The 21002-nt window shown below is 58.4% G+C and carries 12 protein-coding genes; 5 read left to right on the forward strand and 7 right to left on the reverse strand.

Features of this window, described 5'->3' with window-relative positions; all coding sequences use genetic code 11:
• Positions 1-43 precede the first annotated feature (43 nt).
• A complete protein-coding gene (locus tag ACTJKM_RS20190; protein WP_440660742.1) occupies positions 44-1693 on the forward strand; it encodes a phospholipase D-like domain-containing protein in 1650 nt (549 codons plus the stop codon).
• Positions 1694-1927: 234 nt separating this feature from the next.
• Here ACTJKM_RS20190 and ACTJKM_RS20195 read toward each other — a convergent pair whose 3' ends face one another.
• A complete protein-coding gene (locus tag ACTJKM_RS20195; protein WP_440637073.1) occupies positions 1928-2470 on the reverse strand; it encodes a hypothetical protein in 543 nt (180 codons plus the stop codon).
• 63 nt (positions 2471-2533) lie between these two features.
• On the opposite strand from ACTJKM_RS20195, the gene ACTJKM_RS20200 reads away from it, so the two are divergent.
• From ACTJKM_RS20200 to ACTJKM_RS20215, 4 genes are read left to right on the forward strand one after another with little or no spacing between them, the layout of a single operon-like run.
• Positions 2534-3703: a cysteine desulfurase family protein gene (locus ACTJKM_RS20200; RefSeq protein WP_440637075.1), complete on the forward strand. Its 1170-nt coding sequence runs from the start codon at positions 2534-2536 to the stop codon at positions 3701-3703.
• Between the two features lie 10 nt (positions 3704-3713).
• Positions 3714-4637, forward strand: a complete 924-nt coding sequence (locus ACTJKM_RS20205; RefSeq protein WP_440637077.1) for a DUF4007 family protein — start codon at positions 3714-3716, stop codon at positions 4635-4637.
• Positions 4634-7942, forward strand: a complete 3309-nt coding sequence (locus tag ACTJKM_RS20210; protein WP_440637079.1) for a hypothetical protein — start codon at positions 4634-4636, stop codon at positions 7940-7942. Before ACTJKM_RS20205 ends, ACTJKM_RS20210 begins: the two co-directional genes overlap by 4 nt.
• Positions 7939-8778 (forward strand): phosphoadenosine phosphosulfate reductase family protein, encoded by an 840-nt coding sequence (locus ACTJKM_RS20215; RefSeq protein ID WP_440637080.1) that lies wholly within the window; start codon positions 7939-7941, stop codon positions 8776-8778. The genes ACTJKM_RS20210 and ACTJKM_RS20215 overlap by 4 nt, the downstream gene beginning before the upstream one ends.
• A 15-nt stretch (positions 8779-8793) precedes the next feature.
• On the opposite strand, the gene ACTJKM_RS20220 is transcribed toward ACTJKM_RS20215, so the two are convergent.
• The 6 genes from ACTJKM_RS20220 to ACTJKM_RS20245 all read right to left on the reverse strand — a co-directional run bounded on the left by ACTJKM_RS20220 (position 8794) and on the right by ACTJKM_RS20245 (position 20955).
• Positions 8794-14259 (reverse strand): FtsK/SpoIIIE domain-containing protein, encoded by a 5466-nt coding sequence (locus ACTJKM_RS20220; protein ID WP_440637081.1) that lies wholly within the window; start codon positions 14257-14259, stop codon positions 8794-8796.
• On the reverse strand, positions 14256-15797 hold the full coding sequence (locus tag ACTJKM_RS20225; protein ID WP_440637083.1) for a hypothetical protein: 1542 nt from the start codon (positions 15795-15797) through the stop codon (positions 14256-14258). The genes ACTJKM_RS20220 and ACTJKM_RS20225 overlap by 4 nt, the downstream gene beginning before the upstream one ends.
• 2 nt (positions 15798-15799) lie before the next feature.
• Entirely contained in the window at positions 15800-17569 is a 1770-nt protein-coding gene (locus ACTJKM_RS20230; protein ID WP_440637085.1) for a hypothetical protein, read from the reverse strand.
• 249 nt (positions 17570-17818) lie between these two features.
• On the reverse strand, positions 17819-18679 hold the full coding sequence (locus ACTJKM_RS20235; RefSeq protein ID WP_440637087.1) for an SIR2 family protein: 861 nt from the start codon (positions 18677-18679) through the stop codon (positions 17819-17821).
• Positions 18679-19731, reverse strand: coding sequence for a DUF262 domain-containing protein (locus ACTJKM_RS20240; RefSeq protein WP_440637089.1), 1053 nt, complete (start codon positions 19729-19731; stop codon positions 18679-18681). Before ACTJKM_RS20240 ends, ACTJKM_RS20235 begins: the two co-directional genes overlap by 1 nt.
• A gap of 93 nt (positions 19732-19824) precedes the next feature.
• Positions 19825-20955 (reverse strand): RHE_PE00001 family protein, encoded by a 1131-nt coding sequence (locus ACTJKM_RS20245; RefSeq protein WP_440637091.1) that lies wholly within the window; start codon positions 20953-20955, stop codon positions 19825-19827.
• Positions 20956-21002: the final 47 nt, after the last annotated feature.

Here is a 21002-nt window from a genome sequence, read left to right on the forward strand (position 1 = left end):
GGAGCAATTGCTTCTGTGGGAGCTGGACCGCGGATCAACCTCCGTGCATGCGCTTAAAGAGCGGGCGTGCATCCCGGAGCGCGTAATCGTCGAGGCGCTGATCCGTCTCATGCGCGCGGGCTGGGTCGAGATGATGCAATCGGCATCTGCCGTGCAATTCCAGATCACACCGGAAGGCCGCATTGTGAAGGATTACGATCAGTTACCGACGGCCCCCCGGCGCTTGAGCCGCAACATGACGTTCGTGATCGACCAGATTACGGGGACGCTGTTCAGAAGCCGCGACCTTCCCTTCGTCCATGAGCATGTCGTTGAGAAAAGAGAAGAGCAAGGCGAGCCGATCGTGCGCATCGAGCGCCCCGCAAGACAGCTTATCGAAGAGGTGCGACCGCTCGTTGACGCGCTGTTCCAAGCCGACGAGAAGTTCGTTGGCATAGACCCCTACGGCAACCGCCTCGCCAAGCGATGGGCGCTCGTGCCGGTGAGGGACGGACAGCCCGAAGGCATGAGCCCCCGCACCCCTGCGATGCTCATCGAGGAGATCAAGCGTGCGGCGGCTGCCATGTCGGCCAAGTCGGCGGGCGGCCAACAGCGTTCATACACGCCGACGTCGCTCGCCGGATCCGAGAGCGCCCAGATCACGCCGCCAATCCGCAAGGTCGCTTTCACGACGAACGACCTGATTGCTGGCGGTGCCGAACACGAAACCGCACTTAGGGGAGCGATTAGCCGGGCGCGGCACAGGCTTCTGATCCACTCAACCTTCGTGTCGGCCCAGCGCTTCGCCGCCTTGCTTCCGGATTTCCGCAAAGCCGTCGCTTTGGGCGTGAAGGTCGACATCCTCTGGGGTCAGGACAAGAATGCTGACGAGCGTCGTTCGACGGCTAAGGTTGTCCAACAACTGCGAGCCGAGCTTGAAGCTGAAGGGCTCGACGGATTGACGATCCACCCGTTTTCGACGGGATCGCACGCCAAGATCGTGCTCGCCGACGACGGCACCCCCGACCGCGTGATCGCCTTGGTCGGATCGTGCAACTGGCTTTACAGCGGCTTCTCGAGCTTCGAAGTTTCGGTCCGCATGCGCGACTATCAATTGGTCGCCGATGTCATCGATCAGGTCGCCGAGCTATCGCGGGGCGGCAACGGTCACTGGACCAATCTGACGAGCGACCTCGTCGCTCTCGCCGTCAACCTGCGAAGCCAGCTTTCGCAGCACGAAGGCAAAGCCAGCGTTTGCGTTCTCCTGGGATCTGACCATGCCGAACTCGTTCGAGAGGCGAGGGACACTGCCGATAAGAGCCTCGTCATCGCCAGCCACCGGTTTGCAGGCGCGGCGAACAACCTGATCTTGGCACCCGTGTTCGCGGCCTCGAAACGTGCTCGCGATCTGGATGTGCGTCTTTTCTACGGCGAGGACAGCGGCGCAATCACGGCGACCGACATCGCGCGGCTGACCACCGAAGCGGCTAAGGTCGGCGTTCGGATCCGGCCTGTTCATCGCCCGCGACTACACGCGAAGTTCCTCACCTGGGACGATGACGTGGCTGTCATAACTAGCCAGAACTGGCTTTCGGCTGACACGATGGACGACAACCCGCGCCAGGAAATCGGCATCTGTATACGCTCCCCCGGTGTGGGACGCATCCTCCTGGAACGATTTGAGGCGGCGACAGTCGCCGCGGGGGGCGGCTAAGTCAACCGCGGTGATTTGTGTAATTAACAAAGCGCCATCCAGTGAACGATTGTGTCCTTTCGTCGAACGGCTACTTTCGGAACCTGCGCGTTAGTCGAGAACGACCGAAACGCACAGCAGCTTAAGGCTTTCACTGCTGAAAGGGCCTCCCCTCGCGTGGCCGAGCTGATTTGGTTTGCGAGCACTGCTCTTGATGATAGTCGAACCCTCGAATCCTCTCGGCGCGTACGGACATTACTGGCTTCGATGCGGTTCCTCGACGCCTATCTGCGAAATGCCGCCCTTAGTAGCTTGGTCGACCGACGCTTCAACGGGCGTCGAATGCAGGGGCTGCGTCCTGATCGCGTGGCCCACGCCAATAATCGAAACGATCGCTGAAACCCCAAGAAGAAGTTGGATTGTTTTTACAGTCGAAGGCAAGTTGGACGGCTTCAAGGTCACCCGATATTCACCGTCGAACTTATTAAGGTTATTGAGATATCCGTTAAAGGCGCGCCCAAATCTCCCCATGATATTTATGAACGCAATACTCAGAATCACACAAAAGAAAAAGATGCCCGCTGCCACAACTCGATCGGTCTTCAGCTGAGAGACCGCAAAATACCACAAGCCTCCTAGCGCGACGGTAAAAAGCGGAGGGATCTTGTACAAGATGTCGTTCATTGAGCGGAAGTGCGCATACTGCTCTCGATAGATATCAGCTATCCGGATATGTTCCGCGGCGCTGTGATTATGAGAATTCTCTTGCTGTAGTTCATTCGCTATATGGTTCGACATCTGAAACCTCATCGTTCGATTCTCTTTAACATCCAACGCGAGCCCAGTGGGGAAGATTTCGAAATGGAGCACCCAATCTATCTCGATGGTTTTGCCACTCTACCGCTTGCGCCTGAAGCTCGCGACGCGATGCTTGCCGTTTGGGCGCACCCGGGCAATGCGGGTTCGCCGAACGTTTCAGGCGAGGTTGCCGCACGCACGATTGCAGAGGGCCGCAAATCCGTTGCCGACCTGATCGGCGCCACCGCAAGCGAGATCACCTTCACGTCGGGCGCCACAGAAGCTAACAATCTCGCCATTTTGGGCGTGGCGCGCGCGGCTCGCAGATTCGAACCAAACCGGAAACGCGTCCTCGTTTCGGCAGTCGAACATAAGGCAGTCTTGGAGCCTGCTCATGCGTTGCAGTCCGAAGGGTTCGACGTCAGCATTGCTCCCGTCGATCGTCGCGGTCGGCTTGATCTTGCCGAATTTGCAAAACTCGTCGACCAAGATCTCCTCCTTGCATCAGTGATGATGGTCAACAATGAGACCGGTGTCATTCAGCCGGTAAAGGAAGCTGCTGTGTTAGCGCATGAGAGCGGCGCGTTCTTCCACAGCGATGCTGCACAAGCAGCCGGCAAGATCGATGTCGACGTCCTTGAGCTTGAAGTCGACTACCTCACCCTTTCCGCCCACAAGTGCTATGGTCCAATGGGCATAGGGGCATTGTATGTTGCAGCATCGGCGCCGAAGCCGCTTCCACTGACTTTGGGTGGTGGCCAGCAAAGCGGTATGAGGCCGGGAACTGAGCCGGTCGCACTCGTCGCGGGCTTCGGTGCGGCAGCTCGGCTCGCGAGAGATCGACTTGAATCCGACCAAGAGCATTGCTCGGCGTTGATCGAGCGCTTGCTTGAGATGCTCGAACAACGGCAGCTTCGCTTTCGTCGGGTCAGCGGCGATGCGCCAACGGTTCCAGGCACAGCGTCAATCCAGTTGTTCGGCGTCGATGCGGACGAGCTCTGTGCCCGCATCGGCCGCCACGTATCGCTTTCAACAGCCTCGGCATGCACCTCAGGACAAATCAAGACTTCTCATGTTCTTGAATCTATTGGTTTTTCTGAAGCGGACGCTCGTGGCGTTATTCGGATTCTCTGTAATCGCTACCAGAATTCGGAAGAGATATTAACCGCTGCCGGCCACATTGTTGATGCCGCCGCGCTGTCTCGCCTTGAAACTGGAGAGGTTCACCAGTAAGGTCCCCTTCATGGGACGCGCTACGATAAAGATCGATTCGAGAGGGCAGTTTGCGGGACACGAGACGTTCCCGCTTCGACTGCTATGGTTGAAGAAAGCCTTCGATGCAATTGGCGGCGGAGCCGATTCGAGAACATTCCAGGAACAAGATGCAATAACCCGATTTGGCGTTGGGCGCAATATGGCCGTGTCAATGCGCTATTGGGCTCTCGCCTCGGGCTTTTTCGCTGAAGTCGATCGCATCATCGCTCCGACCGACCTTGGTAGCTCCGTTCTCTCTGACGATGGGTTCGACCCGTATCTTGAGCAATCATCGACGATTTGGCTCGCTCATTGGCATATCGCTAGCACGCCGGCGATGACGACAACTGCTTATTACGCGTTCAATTTGCTCAACGCGATCGAGTTCGATCCGGCGATGTTGCTTGACCAGCTAATGGCCTTGGTGGAGAACAACCGATGGCGGGCAACGCGCGGAACACTCAAGCGCGATATCGAAGTTTTCTTGCGCAGCTATGTGCGGCGCGCAGATACACTTAATGAAGACGCGGCAGAGCCTCTGTTAGCCGAGCTTGCGTTGATCCGGGAAGCTCGGCTTGGGGGCTGGTACGAGTTTGTTCGTGGCCCTAAGCCCGGCCTTCATGACGCGGTTTTCGCGTTCGCGCTTGGTCAGTTCTGGGAACGATCCGGCGGCGCGACCACATTGACGGCTGAACAGATTTGTTATGGAGCAGGCTCGCCAGGCCGCGTTTTCAAACTCGACGAAGACAGCGTTATTTCTCGACTGATGCGGCTTGACGATCTGACTGCAGGCGCGTGGCAATGGGTCGACACAGCCGGTCTTCGCCAGATTCAACGCACGGCCGCGTTCGATCCGACGACGGTTCTTTCTCTCGCCTATCCTCGCAAACCTGACCATCAGATCGCAGCATGAGCAAGCTTGCCAGTATTGTTTCCATTGATCGCCGTTTCGCGCGATCGGCCCGGCTCGATGCCGACTTGAACGGCACGCCGCCATTGGTCGGATACGTGTTACAGGCAAGTGTGGCAAAAGCTCTGCGCACTCTTGGGGAGAGCCAGCGAGACCACTATCAAAGCGCCTACACTTGGACCGGCCCTTATGGCGGTGGCAAGTCGAGCGCTGCTTTGCTACTTGCGAACCTCGTCGCCGGCGCAAAGAAGAACCGGAAAATTGCTCGCGATATTGCGGGAGAGCCTCTTTCAACGCTGTTCAATCAGGCGTTCCCGGAAACCAGCGGCCCCTGGAAAGTCGTCGCCGTTACCGGCAGTCGGACACGCCTCCGGGACGCTGTCGTCGAAGCCGCACGTAATGCGCTCAATTGGTCGGCGGACGCCGCGACACAGTTCGCAGCAAGCGATGACCGACTCATCAAAGCTTTGATAGTGGGCGGCGAAGGCGCGTCCAGCGGAACCCTCCTCATCCTCGACGAACTCGGCAAACTTCTTGAGCACGAGGCACTCGAGGGCGGTGATGTCCATCTGCTGCAGGATCTCGCCGAGCATGCCTCGCGCAGCAACGGCCGCTTGGTCGTCATTGGCATTCTCCACCAGTCGTTCGACCAATACACAGCGCGCGCTGCCCGCGACGCGCGCCAGGAGTGGCGTAAGGTCCAAGGCCGCTACCAGGACATCGCGTTTCTTTCGGGTGCGGACGAAACGGTTGCGCTGCTCGGCCGGGCCATAGCCGCTGAGCGCCCAGATTATGATGCGTCCGGCGCCCGCGTTGTTGCTGAAGCGGTCGCCAAACGCCGCCCGACTGACGTTGATGTGCTCGCGGAAGCGCTTGAGCAGACATGGCCTCTTAACCCGGTGAGCGCGCTTCTGCTCGGACCGATCTCGAGAGCGCGGTTTGCCCAGAACGAGCGGAGCGTCTTCGGTTTTTTAAGTTCCGCCGAGCCCTCCGGCTTCAAGGAGTTTCTGGAGACGACCGATCTTAAGGGCGGGACGTACGACCCCTCGATGCTCTGGGATTATCTTGCTGCCAACTTCGGAATGGCCCTTACGGCGGGTGTGGACGGCAACCGCTTCAGCCTCGCATTCGAAGCAATCGAGCGGGCCGGCGTCAAAGGAACCGGTTTGCATGTTGCCTTGACGAAAGCGGCCGCGATCATCGAGTTTTTCCGCAACGGTTCTGGCGTCGTGCTCGCAGACGACTTTTTGAACGCGTCGGTACCCGGCTTCGGGAACAAAGCGATCAGCAGAGCGATCAAGGATCTCGTCGATTGGGCTATCCTGATCCGGCAGCCACGCCTTGGCGGATATGCACTGTTTGCCGGCAGCGACTTCGATCTTGAGGAAGCCATTGGCAGGGCTATCCAACCGGCGGATTCACTTGAGCTCGCGGACATTCCGCGCCGCGTCGGTTGGGGCTTTGCCACGGCTAAACGGCATTACTTCCAGAAAGGCGCGCTGAGGACTTTTGAGATAGCCCTGCAGGTCGTCGGCCCGAACGACACGATCGAGTCTTTGACGAGCGGCATACTAGCCCGCCCGGTTCATGGCAGTGGCCTTTTGCTATTGCTTCTCGGCGACGGTTCTTTGACGACGAAATCCGTCGACCAACTGGCCCATAAGGCGGCTAAGGCGCTAGAGACTAAGGGGCGTGTGATTGCCGTAGGCGGGGCAAATGACAGCTTTGCCCTCCGGTCAACGGCTGCGGAGTTGTTGGCGGTCGAACGCGTTTTCCGTGAGCATCCGCAGCTGGAGGGCGACCGGATCGCAAGGCGGGAGATTGCCGCGAGACAATCCCACTGCATCGATCAGCTTCATCGCGCGCTCGAAACGGCTTTTGAGAACGCAAGCTGGTATCTGGCGCCTCACCCGAGCCAAGCCGTCCGCGCGCCGTTGACGGTCGTTGCAAGCGCGCTGGCTGACGCCGGTTACGCCAAGGCGCCGATTATCAAAAGCGAGTTGCTCCAGCGCGACAAACCGTCATCAAATTCGATGGCAGCTTTGCGCGAACTAGCTCACGCAATGGTCAATTCGTATGCGCATGAGCAGCTGGGAATGACCCAGTATCCTGCAGAGCTCGGCCTCTATCTTACCTTGCTTCGACCGTTCGGACTGCACAAAGAGATCAAGGCCGGCGTGTTTGGCTTTTCGGAACCAGACGATAGCCAAGAAGGAGCATCGCTCCGCCCTGCGTGGGATGTAATCGACCTTGCGGGCGAAAATCCTCTCGATGCTGTCTATGCGGAGTGGGCTCGGCCGCCCTATGGCATCAAAGCCGGTGTAATGCCGGTATTGGCGCTTGCCTACATACTTGCCAAGCGCGAGAGCGTCGCGGTCTATATCGACGGAGTGTATCAAACAGCAATCGATGACGTCGTCGTCGACAAGCTTTTGCAGAAGCCTGGTCTCTTCCGTTTGAGGCGGATTGACCGGTCCGTGCGCGAAACCGCGTTTCTCAGCGGCCTCGCGCAGCTGCTCGGCGTCGACCATCACGGCACGTCATTGCCTGTCGCCGCAGCTCTGTTTCAGCGTTTTGAAGAGCTCTCACAATTCGCAAAACGTACGACCAACCTTGATCCTTTGGCCGTGAAAATCCGCGGGATTGTGATGAAGGCGGATGATCCCGAGCGTCTCCTGTTTGACGATCTTCCCGCTGCTCTCGGTGAAGAGCTCGCCCCGGAGATCGTCTATCACGCCCTTCAAGCGGCCGAAGCGAGCTATCCGGCACTTCTCGAGGAGTTGCGTCTCGCACTTGCAAAGGCGCTCGGCATCGATGCGCTGAGTTTCGTGGGGATCGCGGAACGCGCATCGGTGCTGAAAGGGCTGACCAACGATTACAATTTCGACGCCTTTGCAGATCGCGTCGCAGCGATGGAGCTTGGGAAAGGCGACATCGAGAGCACGGTCAGTGTTCTGTTGCATCGCCCCGCTCGGAATTGGTCGGACAGAGATCGGCAGGAAGCGCTGACGGAAATTGCGCGATACGGGCGCCGTTTCCGGGAACTTGAGGCTTTGGCGATCGTGCGAGATCGACGCTCCCAAACCGAGGCCCTTGCACTTGTCGTCGGCCTCGACCCAAAGACACCGCCGTTGATGCGCAGCTTCGAACTGAGCGAAAGCGAAAAGGTGGCCGCCGCAGGAATCGCTGATCGCTTGGTGGCTTCGCTCAGATCAGAAAACAAGAGTGGACGACTGCAGCTTGCTGCACTGGCGCGTGCGGTCGCGATGATGGCAGCCGATGGCGAAGATGAGGTTGGCAGGCAATGAGTGGGGAACGTCATATCCTCGGTCTCTCGGGCGGGCGCGACAGCGCCGCGCTCGCCGTTTACATGCGGCAGCATCGTCCAGAGCTGCCGATCGAGTATTTCTTCACGGACACCGGAAAGGAATTGCCTGAAGTCTATAGCTTCCTGGATAAGCTTGAAGGCTTCTTGGGTCGGCCGATCGAGCGGCTTAACCCCGATCGCGACTTTGATTTTTGGTTGGACGAGTACGGCAATTTTCTCCCCTCGCCCCGCACCCGCTGGTGCACGCGACAACTGAAGCTGCGGCCGCTGGAGCATTGGCTGCAAAAGGATCTGGAAAGCGGGACGATCATCCACTCCTATGTCGCCATCCGCGCCGATGAGCCAAGCCGCGAGGGCTATCAAGCCACACACCCCAACATGCGGGTGCATCTTCCGCTTCGTGAAGCAGGGGTCGATCGGACCGGCGTCATCGAGATACTTGAGCAGTCCGACGTCGGTGAGCCGGCCTACTATCAATGGCGTTCCCGGTCCGGCTGCACGTTCTGCTTCTACCAACAGAAGATCGAATGGGTTCGGCTCGCGGAACACCATCCCGATCGCTTTGCCGAGGCCGTCGACTATGAAAAGACCGCCTTGCGAGACGGCTCGCCGTTCACGTGGAGCCAAGGCGAAAGCCTGACAGATCTGATCTCGCCCGAACGGGTCGAACAGATCAAGTCCGATTACGAGAAACGTCGGGAGCGGTTGCGACGCGGCCGGCGGATCAATCCTCTATCCGGCAGAACCTCGGAAACGATCGACGACGTCTACGGCCTCGACGAAGCAGCCGCTAGCTGCGTCGTCTGCCACAAATGACCCCATCTGGCCGGCTTAGTGAGACGAACCACGGCCGGCGTCACTGGCCCGAATTGCATCCACCGCGGCTTCTATATCATCATCGGACAGGAACGGCGCCTGTGCATACATAATTGCTGGCTCACCGCTGAGCTTTGCCGCAAGATGGCCGAGCCCCAAGAGCTGTTCCGCTCCTTTCACGCCAAGCGCGATTTCGGATGTTCCGACGCTTGCAACCTTCAGAATCAATCTGTTGCCAAGGTTGTCGCGTAGCTGCATTGGCATGACATTCGCATCGGGCCGTTGCGCCGCGAAGATCAGATGCATGCCGGCGGCGCGTGCCTTCACGCCCAAGCGCGAAACGTTGGATGTCACGGCAGACTTGTAATCTTCCGTGAGCATCCATTCCGCAAATTCGTCATGGACTAGGAAGACATATGGCAGCCGCTCGGAGAGCTCGACTTTGGAATTGAACGCTCGAATGTCTCGAGCCCCCTTGGACCGGAACAGCTCATAGCGGCGCTCCATCTCTGTGACGAGACCCTCCATCACCTCAACCGCCCGCGTCTGGTCGACAATCACGCCGCCCTGCAGATGCGGCAGTCTCTCGATTGCCGCATAGTCGACACCCATTTTCGGATCGATCAGGTGGATGTACGCCAGATCACTGGAGTTGGTCGCAGCGATGTCGAGGAGGAGCGCTTGGATCAGCACGGATTTCCCCGACCCCGTTGCGCCCGCAACGAGCGTGTGGGGCTCATGCTGTTGTCCGCCGGCGAATGGGCCACCAAGATTCAGATAGAGAATATCGCCGTCAAGTTCCTTCAGGCCGAGCACGAAGGACGTGTTCACGCCCGCAGCATTGCGATTAATTTCCCGTCGGCCCCAAACATCCCAAAGAGAAACGACTTGTCGCTGCGGCCGGGCCACGCCGACGACGATCTCGCCCGGCAATGGCGAAATCGAGATCAGCCTCAGCCCATGTGTTGTCAGAAGCGATGATTGTTTCGCTTCGATGTCTTCAACGCGCAAACGATCCGACCCCATAAAACGGATGAGTGCGGCGTTTGGGGTCAAACGCGTCCCGACGATCTTGGCCTGGAGATTGTAGCCGAGCAGTGCGGAGCGCAGCTTTTGTGCGGTGCTATCCAACCATTCACGTTCGTCTGCCGAGTTTTCGCGTGCTTTCTGAGCGCGAGCTTCGATGAGAGCGGCAATGCCGATCTCGGCGCCGGCGCGAGGAAATTTGTCAGGCGTCGGAGCAGCCGTGCCGCCGCCCGGCAACGCAGGAGCACCCGGTTGCGTGTTCGTCAAAGACGATCGTGAGATAGTTGGCTGGTCTTCGTCTTTGGTTTGGGTCGAAGCTGGGGCGGGGGTGATTTCCCCGCCGGACAGACCGCCGCCGTCGCCGCTCACGGCGACCGAACCATTGCCGTTTGTGCCCGGTTCTACGGTCTCAATAACAATTCCGCCTTCGGGATCGCCCTCGTCGTCATCTTGATCATAGTCATGGCTGATCGGCTTTTCGCTCCCCGCAATCGAATGTTCTTCGTTGATAGGCTTCGTCCAATCCACCCGCGGCGCGGGGTGACGATAACTGACCGAGTTCCAGGTATGCTTTTCGCCAAGCTGGGCGCGAAGTTCGGTTAGGCTCTGTTTCGCCTCGTAAGCCTTGATCAGTTTGCGGAGCCCCTCGCGCGTGAACGTTTCCTGGAGCCCCATCTGAATTTCCGGCAACTCATCCTGCTCTCCCAGCGAACTGCCGTCAGTCGCTGGGCCGGAAACGAAAATGTGGGAATAACCGCGCAAATCGATCGGGACAGCACCGCGGCGAATGCCGTCTCGAACCCGTTCGAGAAGGTTTGCCTGGCCTAGTGCTGCCGTACCGTCCAGCAACAAATCGGAGATGCGGGAAAGCCAGAGGTCGCGATCGAGGCGTCCGGGATCGCCAAACAAAGCGTCATCGATACGGGCAACAGTCTGTCGCAGCTGGCTGCGTGACTTGCGGCTCGCCTCCGCCAAACCCGTCTGGTCGACATATTTGGCTTCGGTCACAATTGCCCTGAGCTTTGGAAGACCATCTTGGCGTGCCGAGAGGCTGATACCAAGGATGTCGGCGATCCCCTCTTCCTTTTGTCCGAGCCATTCCGCGTAGTCGTCGAGCAGAAACCAGGCAACCGCTGCGCGCTCGCCAAGCTCTTCTTCGACAAGCGCTCGACTCAACACCAACCCAATCAGTTCTCCTGCTGAAACGCCCCGTTTGGCCGCACGCAGAACGATATCGCCCGATATGGCGTTGGCGTCTTCGATCATTCGCCGCGCGAGACCCGCAAGACGATCGTCGTCAAGACCCAAGGAGAGTTCCGCAAGCCGCCGTCTGACCAGCACGTGAAGTATTCGCAGCTCCGATGTGGACGAAACGACCATGTTGCGGCCATGCGTGCGTTGGCGACGATACCGGATCACGTTGATCCCTTGGGCGGCAAGCTGCCGCTTGTCGAGAAGATCGTCGTAGGTGGCAACCCACTCTGCCAAGTTATGCACCTCGTCGAACATCCCCTTCAGGCCACCATCCTGGAACGAGATCTGACGAGCCGGTAGATAATGTTCGCCCTCGACGTGCGACTGGCGTCGAACAACGTTTGCAACGGCATCAATGTAAGACCAGCAGGCATCTGGCTGACGCGGACATGTCAGGTAGCTCGTCGCCTTGAGCTCATCTTCGGCGGTGACCCGCCGGTAGGACCAGCGCGCTGGCACGTGTTCCAGCAAAGAAGGATTATCCGGCAAAGCAGGAACCGGGAACCACTGTTCACGCGCTTGACGCGATACGACGTCATGCAGGAATGCCACGTCTATCTCGCGAGCTCCATCCGACTTCGACCCGCCCGCAACGTCGAGCATGACGCCGATGCGAAGCTTTGACATGAAGTTCCGCGATGTCTCGCTGACGACAACCGCATCGGGATCGTTTTCCGATCGTTCTAGCAACTCAGTGTAAACACCGGACAAGCGGGCCCGGTCGCGGTGGCGGACCAGCACATTGCAATGGACTTCTTCTTGGTCCTGCACTGAACTCAGCGCGCTCACCGTTGCGAGCGGCAAGCCGGCTGCATCGCAGTTGTAGAGCATGATGCTGAGGTTCGACCGCTCATGCGGTTGGAGATCGAGATAGCGTTCAAGCAGCGAGCGGATCTGTCGTGCGGCCTCCGATGGATCAACGTCCGTGGTTGCCTCGGACGGATCCCGGACGGGCCGCTCGAACAGGCTATAGTCGTTGACCGTGCTGGTTTCCGTGAGCAGAACGGGTTCGCTGCCGTCATAGCCGACGGCGATTTCGGGATAGAGCGGATGGCTAAGTTCGTCGCGAAGATCGCTGAAAAACAGCCGCGAGTCGCCGAAGTTCACGTCGACATCGGACAAGAGATAGTCGGCTAAGCCGGCGACCGATCGCATTTTGGCTGCGACACCGGCCAATCGCAGCGGATGCCAAGGTGCAACAATGGCTGATGGTGCGCCTCCAAGCACTTCGATCGTCCCGATCCTGAGCACTGGCTCCCAGATATCGCGGCGGTTGAGGTCGCCTATGGCATTTTTGGCCAAGCTGTTCAGCAGGGTGCCGAAGGCGTCGGCTTGGGCGACGAGGGTAGCAGAGGCGTACCCTGATGACTGCAGTGATGTAAGGGCGTCTGTGTATAGGGCAGCGAAGTGCTTCCACGCGGCAGCAATGTCGTCAGCACCATCTTGTGCGATCCGGCCGGCGTCTTGCGCCTCCTTCAAGCGTTTTGGGAAGAGCTTCGCAAGGTCGATACCGGTGCTGGTGCGCGGGATGAGCGTTCCGGAATCCTGTCCGAAAGCTGGCTGCAGCGTTCCCGTATCGCTTAGAGATACGGACTGGAGTGCGCCCTTTCGACTGACCGAGAGCCGCGTGACGCTGCTGCGTCCAAACGGTCGCTTGATGAGACGACCGAGATCCTTCGGCAGTTCCAAACCGATCGCTGACGGTAGGCCACTCCACACGAGCTGGACTGTCGCCCGCTCCCGCCCGGCTGTTAGGGCAACATCGAATTTGATTTGCAAGGCACTTCGTGCCGTCGATTCATTTCGCCGGTACTTCTTTTGACGGGTTTTCGCGCGATCAAGCAGTTCTTCGTAGGTAAAGAGATACGGTACGTCCCATTCGACGGCAGCGCCAAGGAGCGGCGGCAACCCTCTGTAGCGTAGCCCGAAATATAGGCCAACATCAGCGTTCAAATCGAGCCATTGGTTGCGTGATCGCCGCGCTGACTTGATGCTCAGTTTGCGCGGCCCGCCTCCAAGGTTGACCTGGCCAAACAGACGTTCAATAACCCGCAGAAGGCCTTCGAGGAAATCGGTACATTCGATCGGGCGACCGAAGACGAAGCGCTCCCACTTAACCCTGAGAGCCTTGTCTTGCCCGAGATCGTCCCGGTGAGCCTCAAAGAATTCGCGATCGTCCTCCCGCGTCTCCTTCAGCGATCGGCCCTTCAGAACGCGGAGATACTCGTTGTCGGCTGGACTTAGTCGGTCGGGAAATGTGAACTCGAAGAAATTGATCGTCTCCTGAGCGAGCGACGTCTTCTTCAGCTTGATCCCGGAAAACAGCTGCAGAACGCTTTCGGCCTCCCATTCAAAGAAACTGAGTGCTTCCGCTTCTGGGCCCCACCCCGGCGCGGCCTCGATGAACGCCTCAATGGCAGGATGCACCTCCGCTGGAATATCCTCCCGCACCTCGGCGAACTGGTCTCTCAGTTCTTCGTTGTCGATGATCTGGCGATTGGGACGCTGTTTGACCATCAGAGGTTTGCGATCGGCGACGAGCTTTTCGAACAGCTTCTTCCACCGGCGAGGGACTTCGCGATCACGTTCGCCAAGCCCGAGGAAGTACCCGCTATCGCGCGGCAGCCGCAGTGCCGGCAGAGCCCATCCGAGTGCGTCCGTGACCGGAACTGCGTCGGTTTCAATCCGGGAGCGGGTCATGGCGACGTAGGTCGCAATCTGATGCAGCGTCCAGTCATCCGCTGCGGTCAGCCCTCTCAACGCAGCGGTCCAGGTTGCGATCTGGCTGTCGCTCAAACCGAGACCGACGGCGGCGGCCTCTACCCAAGGTCCCGGCTCCTCCGTCAGCTGCTTCGCGCCGATCAGAGTCACATCCCCTAGCGAAGCCCCTTGATCCTCATCCGTGTTGGCAAAAAGAAGCGCTGGACGGTCGTAATCGGCATGCCGGATCGCCACCATCCGCTCGTCCGTCAGCACGCTTTCCGGGAGACCGAAGGGTGAAACCAGGCTCCGCGGCAACGCAATTCTCAGAAGCTTGGTCAGTTTCGCATCGATGAGCAGCGCTTGGGTGATCGCAGCCACCTGCTCGCCGGTCAGACGGTCGAGCAGGTAGCGCGCCATGCCATCTTCAGGAGACAGCGCGTCAAGACGCAAACGGATCGATGTCGCGCCGGCGGCGCCAATGAGATCAGAGGGGTTCACTCGGCTCTCTCTCTTTGGAATGGATTTTCGACATAGGCGCAACTGTCGGATAGGCGTCTGAGAAGGCCCAAGCTTGCCAATCGTTCTTCAAGGCGATGGGCATTGTCGGAAAAGTCTTCTTGATCTGCCGTCCCGGCATCGACAAACGACCGAGCCTGCGCGTCTCCAATGATGATCCCGTAGCGCTGATGCAAACGGGTCAGGAAGTCTTTGAATTCAAGCCTGTTGTCGACGCAGGCCACCACCAGGGTTTTCAGCAATCGATCGGTAGGGGCATAGCGCACCCGCCGGCTCGATCGGCGCGATGACAATCCGATTGCGCGCGACCATGTCGCATGAATTTTACCCACGTGCTGCCTATGCCGGGTCGTGGCTTTCTTGAGCAGTTCGTCAAGCAGCTGCTTGGGATCGCCGACCGTCTCATCCTCGTCACCGTCTGGCCATCCAAACTCGCGCTGCATCAGGTCACTGGCTCTCAAGACGGGTTCGTCGGATGCAACCGCAGCCGTCCAGGCCGGCGTCTCGGCGATCCGCATGATAAAATGCTCGATCGCCAGCTGCGGCAGCATATTGTTTTGTTGATAGGAGTCGGCCGACAGATCCCGCACCACCGACTTCTTCGGGGATACGATTTCGCAAACGAGTTCAACACTGGAATGACCGAGCAGCTCTTTTGCCCGGTCGAGTTGATAGAGAAACAGATTGAGACCGGCAGTGGTCACAAGGTGCGGAATTGCGTCGTGGCCCGGAATTGGCAACTTCAGAATTGCAAGCCAATCTTCGGCCATTCGATCAAATACAGGATGCTGCGAACACGGCAGATAGGCGCCACCGCGTTCCGCCTTGGCGAGCTGGATTTCTCCCTGGAGTGCCCGCGCCATCGCATCATAGGGTGCGGGTTGATCGAGAAAGCGAGACGTCAGCAAGGCGCGAAGGTCGTCGGTGTGCCTGCTCCTGCTTAACATCAGGTAGAGGATCTCGCCCGTGCGGGCGAAAAACCGTCGATCGTTCGACACGCTGCCGTTCGGCTTGACGTTGACGTCCTCGAACAGCGAATGAGGCCCAAACGGGAAGACGAATTTCGAGCTCCACCGCTTGTTGCTCGACCCCTCGATTGCTGATCCCTGAAGGAAGTTCAATACCGCGGCAAAATCCTCGAACGTCTCGAAACAATCGCGGAGATAGCTAAAATCCGGTTTGTCGATGCCGCCTGCCGTGGCCGCCATCTTATCAAGCCAAAGTGACCATGCCGCTTCGTCTGACCCTGCTTCGGCGCGAACAGTCATCACATGAGGATTGTTGAACACCAGATTGCGCAGACGTAGCTGAAGCTGCGGCTTATATGAAAGGCTGTTATAAGTGTCCTCGCTGAGTGCCCGGCCTTCGCGGTGCTCCGACAGCAGCACCGTCAGGAACTCCAGGAAAGTCAGCCAAGGGGACTGCTCGTCATGAAGGCGGTGTCCCCAGATCGCTTCGTCGATCCAGTAGGCGGGGCCGTTGCGGTCTTCGAACTGGGTGGGGCGATCAAGAAATTCCATTGTCATACTCGCACGATCACGCGTCGGGGCTGAGCACGGCCATCGGAATTTATATCGATAAACCGCAAAACGAGTTCGCCGTCTGTCATGACATCGTCACCATCGAGCTTGCGACGGTTTTCGGTCTCCCGCAGCAGGCGCGCTTTGAAGGCGAGTAGATCTTCGTGACATTCAAGCGAGAAACTGCTGGGTAACGCGCCTTCAGCGACGCGACCGAGAAACTCGAACCTGGTCGGAGACAATGCCAGGAAGACGGGCGGAATTTCGCTGCCTCGCACTAGCTTGACGGAGACCCCGAAGTTTCTGCCGGCTTTGTCCGGAACAATGCTGACCTCTTCGCCGCTTGCGCGAGGCACCGAGATAATTTCATCGAGCAGAGGACTACGCTTCGATTGCGAAAAGCTGCCGGATGTCGCAAGCACGAGCTCATCCTGGTTCTGAACCAACATCCCCGTGAAGATTCGGTTCAGGCCGCGGACAATCATGCTGACCGCCTGCCGGGGCGCCGCTTGTCCGGCGGCAATTTTCTGCGCCGTTTCGAGGTACAAGCCGGCGTATCGAAACACGCTGAGGTCCCAGAGATCGTACTCGTCGATCTTGGACTCCGGCATCGTAAAAAACAGGCGCTGCCGCTGGGCTCGAAGCGCGCCAAGGAACAGGGCGCGCTCGTTGATATCGGCGCCCTCGAGGTAGGTCCGTTGAGCGCCCGTGAAGGCTGCCGTCGCCCCGTACACAGGATCCGAAACGACAAGCTCGTCATAGTCGGATTTATAGGCCGGATCGTCAGCGCCATAGACGAGCAGATTATCAACCCGGTTGCTCGTCTCCGCGCCGATCCCGAACGCGTTGAGCTTTCGAAACAGTTCGGTCTTTTCGGCCCTGCTTGACTTTAGGTTCTCGCCAAAAATATTTCGATAGATGCTCGCCAAATCGAGGTGCCCCGCGTCTTGAAGCGCAGGCACGTCGGCGCACGTCATCAGCCCGTCTCGGGCGTCGGGATGACCGAGGAGGCTGTTGGCGACCAGTGCCAAGAGTTGACGCACCGGAAAATGGCTGCCGTTGCGCTCGCTGAGTTCAATGATCGCCGCAAGTCTTCGTTTGAAAGGATCCATCTCGCCGACGCCGATCAGCCGTCGGCGATTTTCGAAGATCGGACAGATTGCGCCGTCGCTGCGTGCAGCGCAGCTGTCACATCCCTGCCAACCTTCATGCTCAGTTATCGCCTCGATAATCGCCGTGATCATTTGGGCCGCCGGAGATCGACTGAGGTCTCTCAGTTCGAGACGAATTCCCGTGTCGTTCGTCATCCCCGTAACCAAGAGATCTTCGACGACTTGGCTCACCCGTTCGACCTCAGGCGTCTTCGGCGCCGTTTTAAATTTCTCGAGGAGCTGCCCGTGATTGGCGGCGAGGAGGTAGAATCTTGAGGCGGCTGGGTCAGCGATGTCGGCCGAGAATTCAGCGATCAGCGATGCACTTTCGTCATCGCGCAGTTCGCTCAAATCTTTGACCACGACAAGAGACCGGCCTTCGCCAAGCTCCAGCCTTTGGACCTTGTCACCGTGATTCCAGATGTTTGCGTCACCGCCCAGCTCAACCCAGACCTCGCGGCAATGATATGTTTTTCCATCGCCGGCTGTGCCGGTGATGATGTATGACACTGGGGAAGGGCCGCGAAAATTCTCAACGAGCTCGTCGCGAAGTGGCGCGGGAAGCGTAATCGGCCGAATTTTGTGACGACGGAGCGCGCGCTGGATTGTCTCGTCATACATGTTGTCGTTGGTGGGAATCGGTCCATAGTTTCTAAGAAACCTGACCCACGCATGTATAGATGGTATATCCGACAAGCTCCGCCCCCTTATTTCCGCAAAGCTGTAGACGAATTAACGATTCGAGCAACGAACTTAGCAGCAACCGCCAATTTGGATACAGAGCATTGTTCAGTACCCTTCTGCTTTTTCAGACGCTGTCACGCGTTGGCCGACATCCCAAGGGCGCGCTGTTAAAGACACCTCCGACGACTAAGCGGCCGCCTCCCGGAGGGCGACCAAGAATTCGGTCAGCTCCGCATAGTTGTTATCCTTGCTGATCGGTATCAGCTGCACCTTGAGGTCCTTGAACCACCGCTCCTGCTCAACGGATGTTATTTCCTCCTTGGCCATCGCGGCGTAGTGATTTGGTCCCGAGTCCTGCGGGTACGCGTCGGCAATGTAGTTTAGCAAAAGACGCATTTCCGGATCGTTCATCGATGCTCCAACGAACACGATCGAGAACATCGAGAACATGCCCGTGAGGAGATGTTGGTAAGCCCTTTGGCGATACAGGATTTCGCGGTAGTCCCGCTCGGTTAGAATGATACCGTTTCCCGTTCGCTGGGCATCTCCATGCGCCTTCAGGATGAAGAACTCGCGCTTGAAGAGCCGGCGCTGCAATTCACCTTCATCTTTGTAGGTCAACACCGAGACATCGTCGTCGACCTCGGCGCGATAAGCCCGCTCTATGATAGTGTCGTAGTTTGTCGTGAGCACGAACGGCAGGTTGTCGAGCCTTATTAGCGCGTTATGCAGGTCAGTCGGCTTTGGCTTCGGATCCTTGAAGGTCTTTTCGATAATCTCGGAAAAGTAGTTTCCAAGGTCGTCCTTGAGGCCGGACGCTACCATCAGGTATTTGGCTGGGTCCTTGATAAGCTGCAGATACTCTTTCGCCTTGTCGTCGGTCACCACCGACTGCTTCTGCCCATGGTCCACCAAGGCTTCGAGAAATTTTCCCCAGTTGGGAAGGCCTGCACCGCTCGAGGCGCCTGCGCCGACGAAGATGGCCGCTTTCCCGCGCTTGTATGTCTCGATGAGGTTACCGGGTATTCTGTCATGATCAAAAGCCATTAGGTCCTCACGTCTATGTCGGGGCAAAAGGCACGAAGTGCCTCGTTACGGGTTTTCAGGCTTTCTTTAACGCCGCCTTGGCTTTTGAATGCGACGATGTAGTCGTAGAGGTGCCGGTTCAAACGCGACGTGGTCCCTCCTCCAGCGATGAGCGCCTCCGGCGCCGCATTGTGCGCCGTGCGCAGCTGGTCGAAATGCCGGTACGCCGCTGCGAGTTTAACCGCATCCACGTTTGCGCCGCTGTCATGCCTCTGCGAAATGAGCCAGAACAGGTCCACGAAAATCCATTTCTGGGTAATGCGGAAGTTCAGCTCCTTGTTGACATCGTCCAGCACATTGAGGACATCGCCGGCCCGCGAAGCAAGCTCCAGGATTGCATCGGTGTCGTTGGGTCCAAATTGGGCGATCAAGCGTTGCAAGTCAGGCGCTTTTATATCCCGATTGGACCCATGCGCCAGAACCGCAAACCCGTGAGTGAGATAATCAAGATGTTTCGAACGGCTCGGAGAAATTCTGCTGTTCTGAAAAAACTCATGCGACTCGGCGATCGAGGCCATGATCCGGTTCAGCGGCCGCAGCTGTGCGTTCCTGAGCTCGGCCGGGTTCAGCGGAACGCCCATCTGCAAGCGTGCAAACAATGCCGAAATGTCATCATTGCTCGCGTTCAGAATCTCACCGATGCTCACTTCGAAATTATCGAAGCGGTTTCGCAGTGACTGATCGAGCTGATCATATTTGAGACCGAAGATTGGAAAATTCCCGACGTCCGGAAGTCGCTCCGCATAATCAAGGGTCAACTGCCCCGATCTAAATTCCCAGATGGCGCGAAGACGTTGCTGCCCGTCCACTGCGTCGTGTGAATAGACCGCATCCCCCGGCCGTTCGCGAAGGTAGACCTTCGGGATATCCATACCTCTAAGAATTGAGTCAATCAGCAGAACTTGCCGCGACTGCTTCCACGCTGGCCCTCTCTGCCATTGAGGGTTCAAATTGATCTGACCGCGCTGGCCATAGAGCTTGCCAACCGTCCATGCATCCTGCCGAATTTCCAATTTTGTCCCCATCCCCGAACTTATTCGGATGCGAATACACCACAACTCTTCCTAGAAGACTAACGGAGGTGATGAGAAGAGGGAAAAACACGATCATATGACGCCCCAGGCCCGATACCGTCCCCTCCCCGTCATCTCCCGCAATCCCAGCTCTCCAACGATCCGAAGCGCCGACTGCGGCTTCATCTTCAATATTTCGGCGACCATGCCGGTGGAAACGAGCGGCCGGGCGATGACAAGATCGATCAGCGCCGGCAGTCTCGAGGATGTCCGCCGACCGATCAGTTTGCCTTCCATCAACTGCCGCGCAAGGACCAGCCGGTCGTGTTCCTTCAGCCCGATTTCAGCAGCTGCCATCAGTCCATGCGCAATCGCGAGGAGCCGGGCCTCCCGGTCGCGATGCCGGCGGCGCTCGACTGGAACTGTTTTCAGCCCGAAACTGAACGCGGCCAGATGGGCGGCGGTTGTGACGCCGGCCTGGCGCAGGATTGCGGCGGCGAACAGCCGGCCGAGCCAGGGCGCGTGTTGCAGCACAGACAATTCGTTCCAGGCATCGAGGGCGACGATTGCCTGCAGCACCGCCGGCAAGTTTTCAGACTGACGCAGCACGCCGCGCCACTCGTCGAGCCTAGCATCCTCGTCCCAGTCGAAATCATAGACCAGCGGATCTTTTTCCGCCGCGCCGGCACGGCCGGGCCGTGTTGCGTTCTCGATCGCGGCTTCCGATCGGGCCAGCACCGCATCGATGGCGGCATAATCGACACCCGGAAGAGTTTTGGCGTCGTCAACATCTTCCCCCTCCCCTTCCGGATCAACCGTCGCGCTGTTCTTCGTGACACCGACAGTCTGCATCTCGTCCACGCCGGCCGCCGTCGCATCTGACGTCTGGCGCAGCGATCGAACACCATCGAGCGAAAGCGCCCAGCCAGATGCCTGGGCGGCAATGCGCCGGCGGGTGCGCAAAACATCACGCGCAATCGTCAGTTCATGGGTGGGCGTGCGAATGTCGGCGTGGGCGTCGTGCAGAACCAGATCCTCGAGGTGGACGAGCTCGCCGTCGATCCATAGCGAGGCGCAGGCATCGGCAAAATGCATGCGCTCGATCCAGCCCTGCCCGACCGGCGAACGGGCAATGCGCTCGTCGAGGCGCGCCAGCGCGATGCCAGCGTCCGAAATCGGACTTAACAGGCTTGTTATGGGCAATTTCGACAAATCATAACGCATTGAATTTACGGTAAATGATTTGCTAAATGAACTCTAGATGCGTTTAA

Origin of the sequence: Ensifer sp. 22460 (genome assembly GCF_052044935.1) — a bacterium.
Taxonomy (GTDB): Bacteria; Pseudomonadota; Alphaproteobacteria; order Rhizobiales; family Rhizobiaceae; genus Ensifer.

What these genes read in the sequence shown, in the direction of transcription:
- ACTJKM_RS20195 (WP_440637073.1), bottom strand. Translation starts at nt 2,470, where the DNA reads ATGTCGAACCATATAGCGAATGAACTACAGCAAGAGAATTCTCATAAT.
- ACTJKM_RS20200 (WP_440637075.1), top strand. Translation starts at nt 2,534, where the DNA reads ATGGAGCACCCAATCTATCTCGATGGTTTTGCCACTCTACCGCTTGCG.
- ACTJKM_RS20205 (WP_440637077.1), top strand. Translation starts at nt 3,714, where the DNA reads ATGGGACGCGCTACGATAAAGATCGATTCGAGAGGGCAGTTTGCGGGA.
- ACTJKM_RS20210 (WP_440637079.1), top strand. Translation starts at nt 4,634, where the DNA reads ATGAGCAAGCTTGCCAGTATTGTTTCCATTGATCGCCGTTTCGCGCGA.
- ACTJKM_RS20215 (WP_440637080.1), top strand. Translation starts at nt 7,939, where the DNA reads ATGAGTGGGGAACGTCATATCCTCGGTCTCTCGGGCGGGCGCGACAGC.
- ACTJKM_RS20225 (WP_440637083.1), bottom strand. Translation starts at nt 15,797, where the DNA reads ATGGAATTTCTTGATCGCCCCACCCAGTTCGAAGACCGCAACGGCCCC.
- ACTJKM_RS20230 (WP_440637085.1), bottom strand. Translation starts at nt 17,569, where the DNA reads ATGTATGACGAGACAATCCAGCGCGCGCTCCGTCGTCACAAAATTCGG.
- ACTJKM_RS20235 (WP_440637087.1), bottom strand. Translation starts at nt 18,679, where the DNA reads ATGGCTTTTGATCATGACAGAATACCCGGTAACCTCATCGAGACATAC.
- ACTJKM_RS20245 (WP_440637091.1), bottom strand. Translation starts at nt 20,955, where the DNA reads ATGCGTTATGATTTGTCGAAATTGCCCATAACAAGCCTGTTAAGTCCG.